Raw genomic sequence first — 19,643 nt, forward strand, 5'->3', positions numbered from 1 at the left:
TTAGGCGTGGAGAGGTCCAGCCTGGAAGGCTTAGGTGCTACTAGCCGGCCTTGTATACGAGTCCAAACTCAGTCTAGGTAAATGACGGAACTCTAAAAGAGCAACACTTTCTTTGCCATGGAGTAGAAATACGCTATTAGCCAGCTATATCTGTGGAACGAAATTCATTTTATTCCAGAAAATCAACGTTACTCTTCCTATCATTAACTACAAACCCTATTAAAACAACTGATGATTCGTCACCACCGTCGTCCCAAAGGCTTGAGCCAGTAACTCAAAGGATCGGAGCCGATCTTCAAAATGATACGTCATGGTGGAAGCCATAATTTCATCGACCTCATATTCATTCGCCAATTGCGTAAGTTCCTCCTTCACCTGCTCGGGCGTACCCGAAACGATACGGTCGGCGTGGAAAAAGCGGAGTCGGTCTTCTTCGGCTAATGTAAACTCGTAATCTTTAATCGTTTCGTAGTCATCCACCCCTTCAAAACGTCCCTTATCCATTTGAATCAAGCGGTATTCCAGTACTTTTCGCAGTTGCTGGGCTTTTTCTTCCGTATCCGCACAGATCACGAACAAAGCCAGCAAGGCCGAGGGCTCGGGCATGAATTCAGATGGTCGGAAATCACGTTTGTAGGCCTCCACGATTCGGGGTGAAACCTGTCCGTTGATAAACCGGGCTACGGCCAGACCCATTCCATATTCAGCGGCCAGCTGACTGCTTCCCCCACTCGAACTCAGAATCCACTGGGCCGGAATTGTATCGGCCTGCGGTACGGCCAAAACGGGACCATATTGCGTTCCGGCGGAATCCGTAAAGAAAGTTTGCAGATAATCGAGCTGTTGACGGTAACTTTGTTCACTGAAATCGTTCGACGGATTGAGCAACGCGGACGAAATCCGGTCTCCACCCGGAGCACGGCCCATCCCCAGGTCGATGCGTCCGGGAAACAGTGATTCAAGCAAACGGAAGTTTTCGGCTACTTTCAGGGCACTATGATTCGGCAGCATTACGCCACCGGAGCCGATCCGGATTTGCTGCGTTTCGTCCGCCAGTTTTACCATCAGCACTTCCGGTGCTGAACCGGCAATGGCAGCGGCATTATGGTGTTCCGAAACCCAGAAACGGGTATATCCCCACTGATCAGCCTGTCGGGCTACCGTAATGGTCTGTTGTAAGGCATCGCGGGCAGAGCCGCCCTTCCGCACGGGCGACTGATCCAGGATACTAAGCTTAATAGACTTGCTCATGATTTTTTTGCATTATTCCGCTTTCAACTAAATGCCAATTTTAGCACAATTGGCACTATAAGCTATTAAATGAACCTGATCCTGAACGTAGTATAAAATTTTTTGTTCTTTAGAAAGAAGAAACTGATTTTTGTACTAAAATTCGATCAGTCCTTTTTTGAATAACAATGAGTAAGAATACGAATCAAGCATGTTAGAATGCTCTTTTTCCCATTTTTAAACCATTAACTCTTAAACGTTTTCAGAGACCATTCGTTCCGCATGGATTTACGATGTAAATCTGGTTCGGTTTTTTTGGAAGAGAACGTTTGTTCATCGACTTGTCAAATGCTTGATTTAAAAGATCTTTCGCTAAATATTCCAGAAACCACAAAACCCCGCGTGGTCATCATTGGGGGCGGTTTTGGAGGAATTAACCTGGCTCAAAAGCTTCCGGGGAAGCAGTTCCAGGTGGTTATGCTGGATAAACAGAACTATCACGGGTTCTGGCCGCTGCTGTACCAGGTGGCTACGGCTGGTCTGGAAGCGGATGCGATCGCCGAACCGCTTCGGAAGATGTTCGATGAAGATTACGAAGACTTTCATTTCCGTCCGGTACGCGTAACGAGTGTTAATCCAGCCACGAAAACGATCAGTACGCTGATTGGTGATCTCAGCTACGATTACCTGATCATTGCTACGGGTACGAAATCGAACTTTTTCGGTAACGACCAGATCAAGCAGAATTCATTTCCTTTAAAGAAAATTACCGATGCCCTGAACCTGCGTAGCCAAATTCTGCAGTGTTTTGAAAAGGCGAATATGACTACGAACGCGGCTCTGCGGCAGAGTTTGCTCAACATCGTTATCGTAGGAGGTGGTCCCACGGGTGTAGAAACGGCGGGTGCTTTAGCCGAAATGCGGAAGCACGTACTGCCCGGTGACTATCCCGGCATGGACTTTACTAAAATGAACATCTATCTGGTGGAAGGCCTTGACCGCGTACTGCCGCCAATGTCGCCCGAATCCAGTAAGAAAACGCAGGCGTACCTGGAGAAAATGGGGGTTATCGTGAAAACGAAAACGCTCGTAGAATCCTACGACGGCGAAGTTGTAACCTTCAAAGGCGGTGAACAAATCCAGACGCAGACGCTCGTATGGGCTGCTGGGGTAGCGGGTGCTACACTGCCCGGTATTCCTCAGGAAATCATCCAACGGGGCGGTCGGTACCCTGTGAACCTGTTCAATCAGATTGAAGGGTACACGGATATTTTCGCCATCGGTGATATCGCGATGATGAAATCGGATAAGTATCCGAATGGTCACCCCGGTGTGGCTCAACCCGCCATTCAGCAGGGTCAACACCTGGCTAAAAACCTGAAACGCCTGCTGGCTGGACAGGAATTACAACCGTTCAGCTACTTCGACAAAGGTTCGCTGGCCATTATTGGCCGGGCTCGTGCTGTTGCGGATCTGCCGGGTAAAATCACCCTGGGAGGTATCATTGCCTGGTTTGCCTGGTTGTTCGTCCACATTTACTACCTGATTGGTTTCCGTAACAAACTGGTCGTATTGAGCAACTGGCTGTACCGTTTCTTTACCTACGAACGCGGTACGCGTCTGATCATTCGTCCGTTTATCCGGAAGGGCGACAAGGCTACCGAAACGTTTATGAAACAGCAGGCGGCTGATTAGATTAGCCCGCTAAATAGGTTTGAGAGGGCACTTATACCTTTCATGCCACAGCCTATAGAAAAAGGGTTTTGGAAGCTTTTCCAAAACCCTTTTTTGTGACAGTCAAACTGTTCTTAGGTCAACTTACCATTACTTTATACTTCCCTTCGTATAGATCATCCGGAAGTTTTTGACGCTTTCGGCAATTTCGGGAGCGTTATTTTCCCAATGGTATTCATATTCTGCCGAAATAGGACCTTTGAATTTCTGGCGTTTCATTTCAGCAATGACGGCTGGGATATCACAAACGCCGGTTCCCCAAACGACATCGTGCGTCTTTGGAGCTTTTTCTTCCAAATCCTTAAAGTGCATGCCCAATACGCGTCCTTCGAGTTGTTTCAAACACGCTACCGGATTCAAACCTGAGCGTACCCAGTGCCCAATATCCGAGCAGGAACCCAGGTACGGGTTATTTCCAATCACGGCCAGTACGGAATCAGGATGCCAGTAGTGGGAAGGTTTGGGGTGATTGTGCAAGGCCACGTTGATTTTGTATTCCTGGGCCAGTTTACCAATGTACGGCATTTGCTTCACGTCCGGCTCGGAATTGATGTTCCGAATGCCCATTTCTTTGGCAAACTCGAACAGGGCTTTCCATTCGGCTTCGTCTTTGGCCCGAACTACGCCATACGCTACCAGCGTAATGCCCCGATCTTTAAGCATTTTTTTCACCGCCTGCCGTGTACTTGCATCCATGGTGAAGTTCATGGTACCCGTTACTCCTCCACCAATTTGCTGCGAGGGAAAAGCTTCGACGTATTTCAGACCGCAACTATCAATTTTTCGCAGGGCTTCGGCGAAAGGAAAGAGCCGGAACGAATAGGACTGGGCTCCGAGCATCCAGCCTGATTTGGATTCGGGCGTTTTCTGAGCGAACAGACTACTGGCCAGCAACAGGCTGCCCAGGAAGAGTAAGGCTTTTTTCATAGGTCTAGAAATCATCTGAATAGGTGCCTGAAATATCGTCAGTATTTTCAAATACTGTATGTAAAGCAGGAAAATATCCCCTCGCCCAATGGTTGGTCGGTACATTCCGTTTGGCCAGCAGACGGTTTAGCACTGGTAAATGGCTTCCGTTTTTAGAAGTAGATACTTCATACAATATCATTAAAGTTCCAGAAGGTCTTTTCATGAAGTCATAAGCCCTTGATTTGTTAAAAACCATTAATTTCTTCGCCCCTACTAAACCCGGCCCCGCCCAACTGATCCAAGCTTCAGTTATAAAAACAGCACAGAATTTAACATTTTTTAGGTAGTTTTTTACACATAAAATGTTCAATTTTAGTGCTTTAAATGAATCGACTCGATTCGCACCAGCCATGAAAACAATCCGTATTTTCGCTTTGATCTGCTTCGTTTTTGCTGGCGTAGGCCGCCTTGCCGCCCAGCCCGGCGTAAGCATTTCCTTTGCGACTTTCTATAATGAATTGTCACCGTACGGTGAATGGATTCAGAATCCGCAGTACGGTCAGGTCTGGGTACCCAATGCGGGTCCCGACTTTCAGCCCTATGGTACGGCCGGACACTGGGAAATGACCGAATACGGAAATACCTGGGTATCGGATTATCCCTGGGGCTGGGCTCCTTTCCACTACGGTCGCTGGCAAATGGACCCCTACCGGGGTTGGGTCTGGGTTCCCGATTACGAATGGGGACCGGCCTGGGTAGGTTGGCGGAATGGAGGCGGGTACTACGGCTGGGCTCCGCTCGGACCGGGTATGAACATCAGCGTTAACATTAACCTGCCCTGGAACTACTGGACGTTCGTACCTCAACGGCACATTTTAAGCCCGCGGATTTACAGCTATTGCGTACCCCGTACGCAGGTGGTAAACATCTATCATAATACGACGATCATTAACAACGTCTATCGGTACAACAACCGCTCCTACGCTGCCGGGCCCCGAGCCTACGATATTCAGCGGGCTACGGGTCGAAACGTGGCGGTTCGCCGGGCGGATGATTTCGGTCGTCGGGCTGGTTTCTACGATCGGAGTAGCATGAGTGGCCGGAATGATCGCTTTGACCGGAATCAGGGCCAGTGGAATGGCAACAACCCAGGGAGAAATTCGGATAATCGTCCGGGGAACTGGAACAACGGAAACTCTAATACTAACGATTCCCGCCCGACTCCCGACCGTTCGAATCCTAACGTTTATCGTCGCGGCAATTCCGACTATAATGCTTCGTTCGACGCGAATAATCGTCCGAAACGGGAAACGGGAGCCAATCCGGAAGACGGTACCAATCCCTGGAATGCCAATCGTAACGGTAATCGTGCAGCGGACCCTAATAATTCCTTCGGAAATGGCCGACCTAACCGCGAAAGCAGTAATCCCTGGAATTCTGATCGTACGGCTGTGCCGAATTCTCAGCCCAGTCGCGAGTCTAATCCTTTTGGCGGTAGTCGACCTGATCGTGAAGCCAGTAACCCCTGGAACTCCGGTCGTACTACCATGCCGAATAACCAGCCCAATCGCGAATCCAATCCTTTTGGTGGCAGTCGCCCCGAACGGAGTGCTCCAAACCGGGAATCATTTCCCGACTTTCGGAGTAATCGGCAGGCTCCTATGAGTAGTCCTTCGGCTAACCCCTCGGAAGGTCGTTCCTGGGGAGGAGGCATGCGACAATCGTCGCCCGAAGGCCAGGGTGGTGGCTTTTCCAGAGGTAGAGAAAACGCGATGCCCCAGCAGGTTCCTGCTCAACCACAACCGGGTAGCGGCGGCGGCGGTATGCGTTCACGAGGGAGTAGAAACTAAATAGAATTCTTCAGCAGGGTTAATCAAACCTTAAGCGAAGCAAATCAGTTATATAACATCATTGTTTATTGCCACAAAGCCGTACTTCGCAAGGGGTGCGGCTTTATTTATGCTTTCTGATAGGCCCGGCGATACTCAATGGGCGTATAACCCGTAATACGTTTGAAATGCCGATTGAAATGCGAGAAGTTGGCATATCCACTTTCGTAACAAACCTGAGCCACGGGCCAGTCACTGGAAATCAGTAATTTACAAGCCTGCCCAATGCGTACCTCCGCCAAAAATTCGGTATAGGTCTTTCGCATCCGACTTTTGAAATACCGGCAGAAGGAAGGTGGGTTCAGGGCGGCTTCGGCGGCAATCTCTTCCAGTGTAATCTTACTGGCAAAATGGGTAAAGGTGTAATGGTATACTTTGGCCAGCCGTTCGGTATCCAGCAAATCGTTCGGTACACCGTAGCCGATACTAGCCAAGGGAACCAAATCTTTCGAATCCGCTAGCAGGCGTAAAATATCCAGCAGGCCTACCAGCCGGTACAGATCATCGCCAGTGGCACAATCCTGCATCCGTTTTTGTACGGCCTGTTGCGTCGCTCCTGTCACTTTCAGCCCACGTTCGGCTTTCAGGAACAGATCGCGTAGGGGCTTCGTCTCGGGTAAAGTATTGAATTCTTTACCAGCAAAATTTTCGGCGAAATGAATGGAAAGCGAACTACATAGCTCCGTATTATCCGATTTAAAGTAGGCTTCATCGGAACGCCACAGATGAGGTAAGTTAGCACCTAGTATAATCAGTTCACCCGCTTCAAAGGCCTCCACGTGGTCACCTACGAGCCGCGTACCACTCCCCTGTTGTACCCAGGTAATTTCCAGTTCCGGGTGGTAATGCCAGCGATTGTAGAAAAACGGCTCTACGACCTGCCGCATCCCAAACGAGGCCCTTCCTTCGAAATTAAACCGGTGATAAACGGGTTTCATGATGCTGCGTTTTCAGAACTGATTTAAACCAAGTATAAGTTATGCAAATATAGTATCAATTGAAGTTAAGTGCGGGTAAGTAGTGCATTCAAACAATGTTGAATTTTGTTCAGTAAAACGAGCAAAACCTAACCTCTACCGTGGTTTCTGATCAACAACTCTGGAATGCCTTACTGGACGGCGATTGTGAAGCGTGGGGCATCCTGTACCGCCGTCAGTACCGCCCGTTACGATCCTGGGCTTTGCGACGCTTTGCGGATTCGGCGATGGTTGAAGATGCACTCCAGGATTTATTTCTGTGGATCTGGCAACATCGGCAAAACCTCAATCGCCATGCTCCGCTGACGCCTTATCTGAAATTTTCGCTTCGAAATCAGATTTTAAAGCTCCTACCCGCCAATCATATTTCCCTAAGTCAGGAAACGGACGCCTTTGATCTGATTACGGAAAGTTGCCCCGAAAGTGGGTTGATTGAACGCGAAGCCGAAAATTCCTGGCAACGCTTTACGCGGCAGTCGCTCAACAGCCTGCCCCGCCGGAAACGTCAGGTTATGGAGCTACGTTACCACGAAGGTTTTTCAATTGAAGAAATTTCCGAACGTACGGGCTTGCAGTATCAGTCCGTAGTAAATGCCGTACAGCTTTCGGTCAGTCACCTGCGGAATAGGGCTTTGGAGGCGGGGTACAACTATCAGGTTTTTAGACGGAAATCCCGTTGACTTTATGCTGGACCCAATCTTTTAGGAAGAACGGCATGAGCCTCTACCTGATGTCCTTCCTCTACGTCGTTGCGGGCATTCTGCACTTCGTACGCCCGCAGACGTATCTGCGAATCATGCCTCCTTCCATTCCCGCTCCACTGACTATGGTGTACTTAAGCGGCGTTGCTGAACTGGTACTGGGCCTGGCTTTGTTGGTGCCTTCCCTTCGTACCTGGGCGGCCTGGGGCATCATTCTCCTGCTGATTGCGGTATTCCCAGCCAACTGGTACATGGCTACTTCCGGAAAGTTCACTAATATCCCCGCCTGGATTCTCTGGGCTCGACTGCCTTTGCAAGGGGTGCTGATTTACTGGGCTTATACCTTTACCAAATAAACTACGCTTAAAATGAAACTTCCCGAATGTATAGCACCTCCGGGAAGTCGTATTCTTGCTGTCAAAAGGCAGTCTTCATATTTAACCCTACTTCCAGTCACTCGCCTGATCCAGCTTTTCAATCGCCTCCGTATGTAGCGATAATTCTGCCGCCTGGATGAACGACTGTAACTGATTTAAACTCGTAGCACTGGCAATTGGAGCCGCCACAGAAGGCCGGGCCATCAGCCAGGCCAGGGCTACACTAGCGGGTGTGACTTTGTATTCTTCCGCCACTTCATCCAGGGCCTTTAAAATTCCTAGTCCCTGTTCGTTGAGGTATTTCTTCACGCCCTGACCGCGTTGACTTTTCGCTAAGTCAGCCTCAGAACGGTATTTACCCGTGAGAAATCCACTGGCCAAGGAATAATAGTTAATCGTACTGAGTTGATGCTCCCGTACAATCGGCTCATAAATTTCTTCGTATTCTTTCCGCTCTACCAGACTATAATTGGGTTGCAGCGTTTCGTACCGGGGATACCCGTTTTTTTCACTGGCCTGCAGCGAAGCTTTCAGTCGTTCGGGACTCATGTTCGACGTACCGATGATGCGTACCTTGCCCGCTTTCACCAGTTGATCATACGCTTCGAGCGTTTCTTCGACGGGCGTACTTTCGTTGTCGTAGTGCGTCTGATAAAGGTCAATGTACTCCGTTTGCAAGCGACGCAGGGAGTCTTCCACGCCTTTCAGGATGTAGGCTTTGGAAACGTCCGGATGGCCTTTGCCGTTGTCGGCTCCGATTTTGGTCGCCAGAATGATCTGCTCGCGATTGTTACGTTGCTTCATCCATTTGCCCAGAATCGTCTCCGATTCGCCGCCAATGTTGCCCGGTACCCAACGGGAATACACATCGGCCGTATCAATAAAATTAAAGCCAGCCGCTACAAAAGCGTCGAGTATTTCAAATGAAGTCGTTTCGTCGATGGTCCAGCCAAATACGTTTCCGCCAAAGGCCAGCGGTGCTACTTCAATGTTCGATTTTCCTAATGCTCTTTTTTGCATAGTTCAATGAATTTACGGAACCCGGAAGCTCCAGAAAACAGTACGGTAGCTTCTAAAAAAAACCGGACAAATAAGTCTAAAAACAGGCGTTGGGTTCTGGTAAAGAAATTAAAATTTCCTGAAACACTGATTATCAAGGATTCAGAGCCAAATGTTTTCTTACTAGTGTAGAAATAAAAAAGCGGTCAAGCCAAGGCTCAACCGCTTCCTATGGAGTACATTGTTTTGTACTTAAATGGTAATTTTCCGCTTTCGCGATACGATGGCCCACTCGTCTAAGACTTCCCCATTTTCCACGACGGTTGCCGTTTCGTGCAGGGCTACGGTCGGGCAAATGTGATACGGCACGCCGTAGAGTAGATCGCCTACCTCGATGGATTCCCAGCTACTGACTCGCACTACGCCATGTTCCTCACTCTGACTGAGTAATTCATACTCCGCCAAATTAAGAAACTTCACCCGTCGGTTGACTGGATTTTCGGCCGCTACTGCTTTATGCCCCAGATCGATGGTAATCAGCCCTTCGGCGGGTTTCGATACGACCCGCGTTATCAGCAAAGCGGCCCACTCGAATGGTTGTTCTTCCAGCAAATCATCATACCCCCAATCCCACAACAGGCAGGTACCCGGACTCAGGTAAGTACCCGTCCGCAGGGCGTGTACTGTAAAAGAGGGCGTGCCTCCGGCAATGATCATCCAGTTTTCATCGACCTGAATGGCATCCATTACGCGTTGATAGGCGGCGTCTACAACTTCCTTGCGTTCTTCAAAATCTGTATTACGGATATGGCCGTCGTAGATATGCAGACCTTTCAATTTCAAATTGGGCAGCGTATGCACATAGTCGATCAGGCTTTGTAGATTTTCTACTTCTACCCCGGTACGGTCCATGCCATTGTTTACATCGATAAAAACCGGAGCTTTTTCCTCCCCAAAATAGGTATGGATCGCGTGAGCTGTAATCGGGTTATCGATCAGGGCCTGAAAGCTCGTTTCCGGATACTGCTGCATTAGCTGGTGCCAACGGGCTACATTCGGTCCCACTACCGGATACGCCAGTAACACCCAGGGGGCTCCGGCCATGGCGGCCATTTCCGCTTCAGCGATGGTCGAAACTTTAAATTTCGTAATCCCCACCTCCAGCTGCAACTTCAGGATTTCAATGGTTTTATGGGTTTTGGTATGCGGTATGAGTCGCTCCGGACTTCCGGCAATCGCCACCATGATGGCAATATTCCGGCGAATCCGATCCTGATAGAATACAATACCGGGTGAAGGAACTAGGTCAGGATGATGGAGCGTGAACCAATCTTCAGTCATGGAAATTTCTTGTCGTTAATGTAAATCTTAGATAAAAGCATTGATAATCAGAACCCCCATCAGACCAATGACAGAAACCATGGTTTCCATGACCGTCCAGGTCTTCAGCGTGTCTTTAATACTCAGATTAAAATATTCTTTGTACAGCCAGAAACCGCCGTCGTTGAAGTGCGAGCACATCAGACTGCCGGCCCCAATGGATAGTACCATCAGTTCGGGCGAAACCTCCGGACGGGCCGCCAGCAGAGGGGCAATGATGCCAACGGCCGTCAGACCCGCTACCGTAGCCGAACCCACACAGATCCGAATGAGGCCCGCCATGGCCCAACCCAGTACGAGCGGAGAGACGGGCAATTGCTGTAGCTGCTGCCCCAGAAAGGTACTAATGCCCGCTGACTGCATGATTTCCTTCAGGGCCGAGGCTCCGGCCACCACTAATAAGATTGGCGAGCAACCCTTGAAAGCTTCTTCCAACTGCTTGGTTACCATTTTCATGGACTGACCCCGAGCCAGCCCCAGCGTGTACATGGCGACCAGTACTGAAAGAAACATACCAAAGTACGGTTCGCTGATGAGCTGAATGACCGGATTAGGCGGTAAATAAGGCTTAAAAATGGTCGTAATAGCCAGTAAAATCACTGGTAATAAAGCGGTAAACAGACTAAGACCCAGACTAGGCAATTGATCGGCAGGAAGTTTCTTTACCGATAACAAATCCGGATCAAGCGTGGGGCTGTACTGACGAAGGGTCCGCCCAAAAATGGGTCCGGCAATCGCAATGGCGGGAATGGCAATCGCAATGCCGTATAACAGTACCTTTCCTAAATCCGCATTAAAACGTCCGGCAATGGCTGCTGGCGAAGGATGGGGTGGCAGATACCCGTGAGCCACCGATAAGGCCGAAAGCATGGGAATACCCACCGTTAGAATGGGTACGCGGGCCGATACCGAAACGGCCACGATCAAAGGAAAAACAATGACGAAACCAGCATTATAGAACAGCGGAATGCCAATGACGAAACCCGCCAGAGCCATGCCCCAGGGTAAGTTTTTAGTACCAAACACTAGTACCAGTGCATCGGTAATCCGCTGGGCTGCACCGCTTTCGGCCACCAGTTTACCGAGCATGGCCCCAAAGCCTACGATTAGTACCAGGTCGCCAAGCGTATCACCGATTCCCTTTCGGATGGCCTGGCCTACGGCGGCGACTTCCATACCACTGGCCAGACCCAGACCGATACAGATAATCAGAAAAGCCAGAAAGGTATCCAGTCGTACGTACGCAATGAGAATAATGAGGAGAACTATAGCCAGAAAGGTGAGCAGTAGAGGCATTGAGATTCAGCTAGAGGTTTATGTTTTTCAAAGAAAAGGATTTTTTAGCCGAATTTCCTGTTGTAAAGTGTAGCTTGAGTGCAAAAATTAGAATGAATTGAACCCTGAGTTGCATTCGCAGGCGTTTGCTTTAGCAGGGAGAAAACGAAATTAACGAAGGAGTTTCATTCCTTTTTTTATGGAAACATTTCGCCTGTCAGGGGTGTTAAACGCCCGATTCTCACAGGCTTATTTTTGGGTGACGAACGACTTTCATTATGGCAGAAACGCTTGTACAACGCCCCCGGCTATTTCTTCCGGCGGCCTACGAATTAAGTGATTGGGCGAGTGTGCAGCCCTTTTTTGAAGAACTCCGCGACCGTCTGGTCCTCAATGCCGATGAATTACGGCAGTGGTTTCAGGACCGGTCTGAACTGGAAAGCTACCTTTCCGAAAACTTTGCCTGGCGGTACATCCGCATGACGACTGATACGGCCAATGAGGCGTACGTGGAAGCGTTCACGGTATTCAACGAACACATTCAGCCGCAATGGACGGAATTTGCGAATCAGCTGGACCAGAAAGCCCTGGCGAGTCCGTACGTGGATGAATTAACCGATGAAGGATATTTTGTAACCTTACGGGCTATTCGTCGGCAAATCGAAATCTTCCGTACGGAAAACGTCCCCTTGTTTACGCAGCAGCAAGCCCTGCAAAGCCAGTACGGTAACATCGCCGGAGCTATGACGGTTACGCTCGATGGTGAGGAAATGACCCTGCAAAAAGCGGGTGACCGACTGATGCAGACTGACAGTACCATCCGCGAGGAAGCCTGGCGGGCCATCTGGGAGCGGCGTTATCAGGATCACGAAGCCCTCGACACCTTACTCAATCAGCTTCGGGATTTACGGCATCAACTGGCTCAAAATGCCGGTTTCGCGAACTACCGTGACTATATGTTCGCCGCAATGGGCCGTTTTGACTATACGGTGGAAGACTGTTTTCACTTCCACGAGGCCATTGCCAGCACCGTTGTACCCGTATTGAACGAGCTGTCGAAGGATCGTAAACAGGCCTTGCAGCTAACGGAATTACGCCCCTGGGATAAGTTGGTGGACCCTTCGGGCCAGCCGCCGCTGAAACCTTTTACGAGTGGCGAAGATTTGCTCACCAAAACCATTGAAGTATTCGACCGCCTCGATCCTGCGTTGGGCGGCTACCTCCGTGTGATGCGTACGATGGGTCGCTTCGACCTGGAATCGCGGAAGGGTAAGGCTCCGGGTGGCTACAATTATCCCCTGGAAGAATCGGGTGTACCTTTCATTTTTATGAATGCGACGTCGAATCTGCGGGATATGGTGACGATTCTGCACGAAGGGGGCCACGCCGTCCACAGCATCGTCACGCGGGATCTGGCGTTGAATAGTTTCCGGAATGTGCCGAGTGAAGTGGCGGAACTGGCTTCCATGAGTATGGAGCTGATCACCATGGACCATTGGGACGTCTTTTTCCCGAACCCGGAAGACCTGCGTCGGGCGAAACTGGAACACCTCGAAGACATCATCGAAACACTGCCCTGGGTAGCTACCGTCGATGCCTTCCAGCACTGGTTGTACGAAAACCCCACCCATAGCGTCGAAGAACGGAATGCAGCCTGGTTGCAGATTTATGAGCGGTTTACCGACAGCATCACCGATTGGAGTGGCCTGGAGCGTTTCAAAGCGTATCAGTGGCAACGGCAGTTGCACATTTACGAAGTTCCGTTTTACTACATCGAATACGGTATCGCTCAACTAGGTGCCATTGGAGTCTGGAAAAATTTCAAGGAAAATCCGCAAAAGGGGCTGGAAGGTTACCTCAACGCCCTTAAGCTCGGGTATACCCGCCCCATGGGCGAGATTTACGCGGCGGCTAACATACCGTTCGATTTCTCCAAAGAACATATTGCCAGTCTGATGAATTTTGTACGGGCAGAGGTTGCCAAGTTGCAGTAACTACAAAAGCTCTGGTTTAAGGACCAGAGCTTTTTTTATCCGGAACCGGTGGATTTTTGTCGGTACGGATGTCCTGTCTATCTTTGATAGAATCGACTAAACCGACGCTTGATCCCGTGCATTTTATTCGTTCGCTATACCTCTCCCGACTATTCTTTACGGTACTGATCGGAATCATTTTCCTGTTTCTGCTTTCCTTTATGGTCCCCTGGCTGTTTGGACTGATCCAGGTACTCTTTTTCGTTTTTGTAGTCGGAGCTGTTTTTGACGGCCTGTTGCTGTATCCAAGAGCGAAAGCTTTTTTCGCTCGCCGGGACGTAGCAGACCGACTTTCCAATGGCGATGCCAATCCCGTTTCCATCTTTCTGGAAAACCACTACAAATTTCCGGTATCGCTCGAAATTATTGATGAAATCCCCGCACAGTTTCAAAAACGGGATGTGCTCTTCAAAACGATGCTTACCCCAGCGACGGAGCAGATTATCCGCTACGAACTACGGCCTGTACAACGTGGCGAGTATGATTTCGGGGCCGTTAATGTATACGTTCAAAGCCCGCTACGGCTGCTGAAACGTCGGTATCGGTTCTCGCAGGATCAGCAGGTGGCCGTGTACCCGTCGTTTCTGCAAATGAAGCAGTACGAGTTCATGGCTATCTCCAGTCGCCTGACCGATCTGGGTATCAAGAAAATTCGGCGGGTGGGAATGAGCCAGGAGTTTGAACAAATCCGTCCGTACGTTTCGGGTGATGAGGTCCGCTCCGTTAACTGGCGGGCGACGGCCCGGCGGAATGAACTGATGGTGAATGCCTATCAGGAAGAAAAATCACAGGCTGTGTACTGTTTGATTGATAAAGGTCGCGTCATGCGAAGTCCCTTCGATGGCTTGAGTTTGCTTGACTACGCCATTAACGCAACACTGGTGATGAGTAACATTGCCTTGCTCAAGCAGGATAAGGCCGGGGTACTCACCTTTTCGGACCAGCGGGGTCCCTGGGTAGCCGCGGACCGGAAGCCGGGACAGTTGCAACGTGTCATGGAATTACTGTATCGGCAAAAGACCCGCTTTCTGGAAACGGACTACGAATCCCTGTACGTGCAGGTGAAGAATCAGATTCGTCAGCGAAGTTTACTGATACTGTTTACCAATTTCGAGACGGTTAATGCTCTACAACGCGTCTTACCTTACCTGCGTCGGCTGGCCAAGGATCATCTGTTGATTGTTATCTTTTTCGAAAACACGGAATTACGGGCTTTACTGAACGCTCCGGCCCATACTACGGAAGAGATTTACCTGAAAACCATCGCGGAGAAGTTCTTTTACGAAAAGCAGCAAATCATGCGGGAGTTGCAGCAGTACGGGATTCAGTCCATCCTTACGCCGCCGGAGAAACTGACGGTTAATACGATTAACAAGTATCTGGAAGTGAAGGCTCGGGGGATGATTTAGCCGTTACTGTGGCCTTCGCATGGCATACGGAGTTAATTCTGTAGAACTCCCTGGGGATTAGGGCATTCGATTGAAGACGCAACTGGTGCAGGTTTGTGAACCTGTATCAGTATATCTGTTCTCAATCCCCGCATTGCATACGGGTCTATTTACATGGAACCCCTTCGGGGTTGCGTGCCCGGTTGAAGTGGAGAAACCAGCAACTGGTGCAATTTTCCGAACCTGTATTCACCCTCATGAATTTTTAATTCCATCTTCCATTCCGAATTCACTTTAGAAATTCGATAAGGTGAGCGGGACGGGTTGTCCGTAGCATTCGCTACGGATGCAAACGTTGGTAGGCTGTGCCTACCGGGCGGGGACGTACCCCGCCTTGCATACGGGGCTAATGAAGTGCAACCCCTTTGGGGTTACGAGTCTGGGGCCGGAGCTATACCGATTCTCTCAGCGTTTGCCACTCGACCGGCCAATAACTCTGCCTAAGCGTGGCCTACTACAAGCGTCTTAATTCCTGATCGAGCTTCAATACCTGATCAATCAAGGGTGTTTTTTCGTCGTTGTGAATCACATAATCAGCGATTTGCTGTAGCTCTTCTTCAGAGGCCTGACGGGCAATAATGTCCCGAATGGCTGCTTCCGAACGCTGGTCACGTTGGCGTACCCGTTGAATACGTAAATCGAGTGGAGCTTCTACGACAATGACTTTCTTAAAATTATTCCCCTGTCCCGCTGCTTTCATAATGGCGGCTTCATAGATTAGGTACGGAGCCTCGGGGTAGCGAGCAGCCCAGTCGATTCCATCCTGCCGGACTCGGGGATGCACCAGGGCATTAAGTTTCTGTAAAAGTTCCGGATTATGAAACACTTGTCCAGCTACCCAACTTCGATTATAGATTCCCTCAGCAGTATAGGCTTCTTTCCCGAGTAATTCCTCCAATTGCTGACGTAACTCCAAATCCGTATTCATGAGCCGTTTGGCCCGGTCGTCAGCTTCGTATACCGGAATGCCGAGTGTAGAAAAAATACGGGCAATCAGGCTCTTGCCCGAACCAATCCCTCCCGTGATCCCAATGACCTTACTCATAGCTAGAAATAGAAAAACGCGACTCCAATCGGTACAGGAGTCGCGTTCTATAAAACAATTACGTTATTTACTTCCGGGTGGCGGACTCAGTAATTCAGCGATTTCAAAACTGATATTTACCTGCTTCGCCGTTGCATTTACATTCGGTGCATTCACGTAAGGAATGGCCAAACGTTCGTCAAAATCTCCCGAAATTTTTTTGGGGAGTGGAATCAGAATCGTATTGGGCACCTCCCGCATCGCCGACTCAGGGCCTTCCACCGTAATGCTTTGCGGAATTACGTTAATGACCGTTGAGATTACGAAATGTCTGGGAAAACGTACGCCACTGGTATCGGCCTGTAATTTTACGGTTTTCACCACCCGTCGCTCAAAACTGACATCCAGCGAATCCGCTATAATGTAATTTACCTGCGTTTCTTTCAATTGGTCCGACAGCAAATTGGTCAGGGAAGCCGTATTAATAAACTTAGTATGCAGAGGATTCGTAATAGCGTACGTAATTGGCTGATTGCCTAACGACAAGGTACGCCAGAGTAAATCCCATCCATTGCCCGTAATACTGGCCTGAATTTGCCGCGGAAGCGGAGAAGTAGGCACGTACAATGAATCATCGTAGGCTACTTGTAACGGATACGCTAATCGGGCTGAATATCCCTCTTTGTTAAGAGCATTCATCAACCAGAAAAGCAGAGCCCCTACCAGACAGAGACTCGCGACTTTCCAGTCAGGTTTCATACTTTCAATGATCAATACCTATTGATCGGTTAACTGTGAGTAATCATGCTTCATACTATTGGCTAGAGACGTATAAAATTACGTTCCCTGTGGAAGCATGGGTACACAGCGTCCGATTATTGTCCCAAACGAATGGAACTGTCGCGGGAAATGGCCGTTTTATCAAAAACTAAACGCATCCCGCGGCCCACGTCGAGCGTCACGGTTTTCTCGGTAGTCTCCACGATTTTTCCGTGTAAGCCACCAATGGTGACAACGGAATCGCCTTCTTTCAGTTCTGTGATGAATTTCTGCTGATCCTTCGCCTTTTTCTGCTGGGGCCGAATCATGAAGAAATACATGACAACGAAAATACCGCCCATCAGAACGAGTTGCATCCAGTTGGAGCCACTGGCGGGTGCTTGTAAGAGCATCATAACTAGGTTTAAGATTTAGGATTCGAGAACAAGGGGATGTTAATGCGTAGATGTTTCGAGTACCTCTACCCGGAACGCCACCGTTGTGGTTTCGGGTTTGGTATTCGACACGACCGTTACGGTCTTGGTGTTGGCTCCTACTTTGTTTTTGCTGTTGAATTTCACCAGCAAACTCGACGTATCACCCGGAGCGATGGGTTTGAGTGGAATCACGGGAACCGTACAGCCACAGGAAGCCGAAGCGGACTGAATGACCAACGGAGCATTACCCGTATTTTTAAACGCAAAGCGGTGTAGCAGCGTATCGCCTTCCGTTACTTTGCCCAAATCAACTTCGGGCTGATCGAACTTCAGAATGGGGAATTTGGTAGGGTCATCCGTCGTAGTCGTTTCTTGCTTTCCCGTATTGCAGGAAAACAGTAAACCCCAGCACAGCAGACCTACTACAAACTTGCTTTTCATCGGAAGGGGGGTTTACCGTTTCCCGGTAGAGTTTTTCGCTAAAAAATCTCCACCGGGGAACGGTAAACAACAATTAGCTTAGTGTCCTTTAATCTGGCCCATGAGTGATTCTACGTCCGCCAGCAGGCGTTCAGCTTTCTCGCGAGCTTCGTCTACTACTTTTTTTCCTTCGGTCTTCGCCAGACTTTCGGGCAAGTCACTTTGAGCCATCAAGTCAGCAATAAGCTGTTGCAAGTGCTCACGATATTTTGAAAGACGGTACCCCAGGCGATCGCGTGTATTCTCACCGCTGTCGGGAGCATACAGAATTCCTACCGAAGCCCCAACCGCCGTACCGGCCAAAAAGCCTAATAAAGTAAGGGTTGATTTTTTCATGGTTTTTCTATAAAGATTCGAATGCTCTAAAAAGTACATTCGATACGTTTTTGTTTTCGAAACTCCCCATTTGACCGGGTTTAACCATTCGTCAAATTAGTGTTCCTGGCCTTCGAAGATTGATAATCAAGAAGTCTTCTTTTTTTCCAACCTTTCACTTCTGTAAAAGTAAGGGAAATGTAGAATAGGCCCGCGAAAACTTTTTCTAACGATTATCGATCAAACCACGACCACTCTTCCGAATGGTACCATCTTCGCGAAGTTTCGCTGAAAGCGTATCGAGTACCCCGTTCAGGAATTGTCCACTGCGGGGCGTCGAGTAATCCTTGGCTACTTCAATAAATTCGTTGATGGTGACCTTTACCGGAATGCCAGGGAAGTAAATCATTTCTGCCAGAGCCATCATCAGTAGAATCCGGTCCGTCAGGGCGATCCGTTCGGAGTCCCAGTTGGTTACCTGATCAACGATGAACTGCATGAAACGTTCTTCATTGTCGAGCGTATGCCGCAGTAATTCCTTAAAAAACTTAATATCATCTTCGCCGCCGGGTAAGAGCGTTTGCAGGCGAACATCGCCGTCCTGATAAGACTTTACCGTCTTCGTCGTTAGGCTACGCAGAATGTCTTTGTCTTCGCTCCAGTACAGATTTTGCTCATCGAATACCGTCTTAATCATCTCGTTCTTAAACACCAGTTGCTTTAACAGGTGCATTACGAGGTCGGCATCTTCGGCGGGCGTATGCTGGTTACGCTGGCAGTATTGCTGGAACGTAGCATCCTGCCGAATGTCCTTAAAGAAGGGGCGGATGTATTGTACCCGGTCTTCTTCCGTCCATTTCAAGTTCCGGCGGATGACTTCGTTTTCAAACGTAGGCATATCCCGCAGCGCATGAATAAATTGGTTACTCGCCAGTACACTCGTATTCAGGCCTTCGTCCAGATAGCGGCGTTCCTGATACAATTGAGCTTCTTCGGCCAACTCCAGTAAGAGCAGCAAAATCATCAGATACTGATCATAAATGCGTTCAATATCTGCTGTCGCATCGCGTACGAAGCGAAGGCGGTCCTGCTGGGTTTTCTGCCGGTAATAATTCAGAGCTTCCGTAGCCACCTGACGGGCCATCAGCGGAATTTCTTCTTCGGTATCTTTTTTGGTAACCGACTCCTCCAGTTGCATCAGGGCCAGTTTCCGAAGGCCTTCAAAGCGTTCGGGGTCCTGACGTTCCATGGAATTGAGGTCGGGTTGCAGGGTTTCAACGATGAAATCCTGGGCTAGTTGGTAGTTGGAACGTTCAGCCTGATACAATGCATAAAGTGTTTGCATGGCCTTGATTCGCAACGTCCTCCGATTCAGCATATTCGGTAAAAGCGATTAGTCAAAGAACTTGTTTCGAGCCGCAAAGGTACGAAATTCAGCGTAGAGTTTAGAGTTTTCGGTTTGGAGTTTTCAGTTTTTGCCGCTCTCTATTCCACGGTTTTAGCTTCTTCCCAGAAAACATTTTGCTTTGGGAAGTTAGTATTCGAGGCAAGCTCGCTTCTACCTCTCAATCCGCTCTTCCAGCAAGCATCAACTCACTCTTTTAAAAACACTAACCCGGTAGGCACAGCCTACCAATTAAAAAGTCCGTAGCAAATGCTACGGACAACCCGCCCCG

The 19,643-nt window shown here is 49.2% G+C and carries 19 protein-coding genes; 6 read left to right on the plus strand and 13 right to left on the minus strand.

All coding sequences use genetic code 11. The annotated features are described in order from the left end of the window. Positions 1-219: 219 nt before the first annotated feature. On the minus strand, positions 220-1,251 hold the full coding sequence (locus tag BWI93_RS11245) for an LLM class flavin-dependent oxidoreductase (protein ID WP_094811296.1): 1,032 nt from the start codon (positions 1,249-1,251) through the stop codon (positions 220-222). 327 nt (positions 1,252-1,578) lie between these two features. On the opposite strand from BWI93_RS11245, the gene BWI93_RS11250 reads away from it, so the two are divergent. Further along, complete coding sequence (locus BWI93_RS11250) at positions 1,579-2,925, plus strand: NAD(P)/FAD-dependent oxidoreductase (protein WP_094811298.1); 1,347 nt, start codon at positions 1,579-1,581, stop codon at positions 2,923-2,925. Between the two features lie 129 nt (positions 2,926-3,054). Here BWI93_RS11250 and BWI93_RS11255 read toward each other — a convergent pair whose 3' ends face one another. Beyond that, complete coding sequence (locus tag BWI93_RS11255) at positions 3,055-3,891, minus strand: sugar phosphate isomerase/epimerase (protein WP_094811301.1); 837 nt, start codon at positions 3,889-3,891, stop codon at positions 3,055-3,057. A gap of 4 nt (positions 3,892-3,895) precedes the next feature. Then, positions 3,896-4,285, minus strand: a complete 390-nt coding sequence (locus BWI93_RS11260; RefSeq protein ID WP_094811303.1) for a hypothetical protein — start codon at positions 4,283-4,285, stop codon at positions 3,896-3,898. Between BWI93_RS11260 and BWI93_RS11265 the strand changes: the two genes are divergently transcribed. Further along, complete coding sequence (locus tag BWI93_RS11265) at positions 4,284-5,723, plus strand: DUF6600 domain-containing protein (RefSeq protein WP_094811305.1); 1,440 nt, start codon at positions 4,284-4,286, stop codon at positions 5,721-5,723. The two genes, BWI93_RS11260 and BWI93_RS11265, sit on opposite strands and share 2 nt — an antisense overlap. Before the next feature lie 107 nt (positions 5,724-5,830). On the opposite strand, the gene BWI93_RS11270 is transcribed toward BWI93_RS11265, so the two are convergent. Further along, positions 5,831-6,700 carry an AraC family transcriptional regulator gene (locus tag BWI93_RS11270; protein ID WP_094811307.1) on the minus strand — a complete coding sequence of 290 codons (870 nt, stop codon included), beginning with the start codon at positions 6,698-6,700 and terminating at the stop codon, positions 5,831-5,833. 140 nt (positions 6,701-6,840) lie between these two features. On the opposite strand from BWI93_RS11270, the gene BWI93_RS11275 reads away from it, so the two are divergent. Together BWI93_RS11275 and BWI93_RS11280 are read left to right on the plus strand one after the other, a co-directional pair. Then, the gene (locus BWI93_RS11275) at positions 6,841-7,419 is read left to right on the plus strand and encodes an RNA polymerase sigma factor (protein WP_094811309.1); all 579 of its coding nucleotides are present in this window, start codon (positions 6,841-6,843) and stop codon (positions 7,417-7,419) included. Positions 7,420-7,454: 35 nt separating this feature from the next. Next, the gene (locus BWI93_RS11280; protein WP_094811311.1) at positions 7,455-7,796 is read left to right on the plus strand and encodes a MauE/DoxX family redox-associated membrane protein; all 342 of its coding nucleotides are present in this window, start codon (positions 7,455-7,457) and stop codon (positions 7,794-7,796) included. Positions 7,797-7,883: 87 nt separating this feature from the next. On the opposite strand, the gene BWI93_RS11285 is transcribed toward BWI93_RS11280, so the two are convergent. The 3 genes from BWI93_RS11285 to BWI93_RS11295 form a co-directional block, all read right to left on the minus strand. Next, entirely contained in the window at positions 7,884-8,837 is a 954-nt protein-coding gene (locus tag BWI93_RS11285; RefSeq protein ID WP_094811313.1) for an aldo/keto reductase, read from the minus strand. Positions 8,838-9,068: 231 nt separating this feature from the next. Next, positions 9,069-10,157: a D-TA family PLP-dependent enzyme gene (locus BWI93_RS11290; protein ID WP_094811316.1), complete on the minus strand. Its 1,089-nt coding sequence runs from the start codon at positions 10,155-10,157 to the stop codon at positions 9,069-9,071. A gap of 27 nt (positions 10,158-10,184) precedes the next feature. Then, on the minus strand, positions 10,185-11,492 hold the full coding sequence (locus BWI93_RS11295; protein WP_094811318.1) for a gluconate:H+ symporter: 1,308 nt from the start codon (positions 11,490-11,492) through the stop codon (positions 10,185-10,187). A gap of 257 nt (positions 11,493-11,749) precedes the next feature. On the opposite strand from BWI93_RS11295, the gene BWI93_RS11300 reads away from it, so the two are divergent. Then, positions 11,750-13,465 (plus strand): M3 family oligoendopeptidase, encoded by a 1,716-nt coding sequence (locus tag BWI93_RS11300; RefSeq protein ID WP_094811320.1) that lies wholly within the window; start codon positions 11,750-11,752, stop codon positions 13,463-13,465. A gap of 116 nt (positions 13,466-13,581) precedes the next feature. Continuing rightward, positions 13,582-14,913, plus strand: coding sequence for a DUF58 domain-containing protein (locus BWI93_RS11305; RefSeq protein WP_094811322.1), 1,332 nt, complete (start codon positions 13,582-13,584; stop codon positions 14,911-14,913). 493 nt (positions 14,914-15,406) lie between these two features. On the opposite strand, the gene coaE is transcribed toward BWI93_RS11305, so the two are convergent. The 6 genes from coaE to nusB all read right to left on the minus strand — a co-directional run bounded on the left by coaE (position 15,407) and on the right by nusB (position 19,312). Beyond that, complete coding sequence (gene coaE, locus BWI93_RS11310) at positions 15,407-15,997, minus strand: dephospho-CoA kinase (RefSeq protein ID WP_094811324.1); 591 nt, start codon at positions 15,995-15,997, stop codon at positions 15,407-15,409. A gap of 63 nt (positions 15,998-16,060) precedes the next feature. Next, positions 16,061-16,735 carry a hypothetical protein gene (locus BWI93_RS11315; RefSeq protein WP_141217434.1) on the minus strand — a complete coding sequence of 225 codons (675 nt, stop codon included), beginning with the start codon at positions 16,733-16,735 and terminating at the stop codon, positions 16,061-16,063. A gap of 116 nt (positions 16,736-16,851) precedes the next feature. After that, positions 16,852-17,151 (minus strand): preprotein translocase subunit YajC, encoded by a 300-nt coding sequence (gene yajC, locus BWI93_RS11320; protein ID WP_094811328.1) that lies wholly within the window; start codon positions 17,149-17,151, stop codon positions 16,852-16,854. Positions 17,152-17,190: 39 nt separating this feature from the next. Then, on the minus strand, positions 17,191-17,613 hold the full coding sequence (locus BWI93_RS11325; protein WP_094811330.1) for a DUF1573 domain-containing protein: 423 nt from the start codon (positions 17,611-17,613) through the stop codon (positions 17,191-17,193). A 78-nt stretch (positions 17,614-17,691) separates the two neighbouring features. Then, on the minus strand, positions 17,692-17,988 hold the full coding sequence (locus tag BWI93_RS11330; RefSeq protein ID WP_094811334.1) for a YtxH domain-containing protein: 297 nt from the start codon (positions 17,986-17,988) through the stop codon (positions 17,692-17,694). Positions 17,989-18,193: 205 nt separating this feature from the next. Continuing rightward, on the minus strand, positions 18,194-19,312 hold the full coding sequence (gene nusB / locus BWI93_RS11335) for a transcription antitermination factor NusB (RefSeq protein ID WP_158242654.1): 1,119 nt from the start codon (positions 19,310-19,312) through the stop codon (positions 18,194-18,196). Positions 19,313-19,643 lie beyond the last annotated feature (331 nt).

The organism is Siphonobacter sp. BAB-5385 (assembly GCF_002261125.1).
Classification (GTDB): Bacteria; Bacteroidota; Bacteroidia; order Cytophagales; family Spirosomataceae; genus Siphonobacter.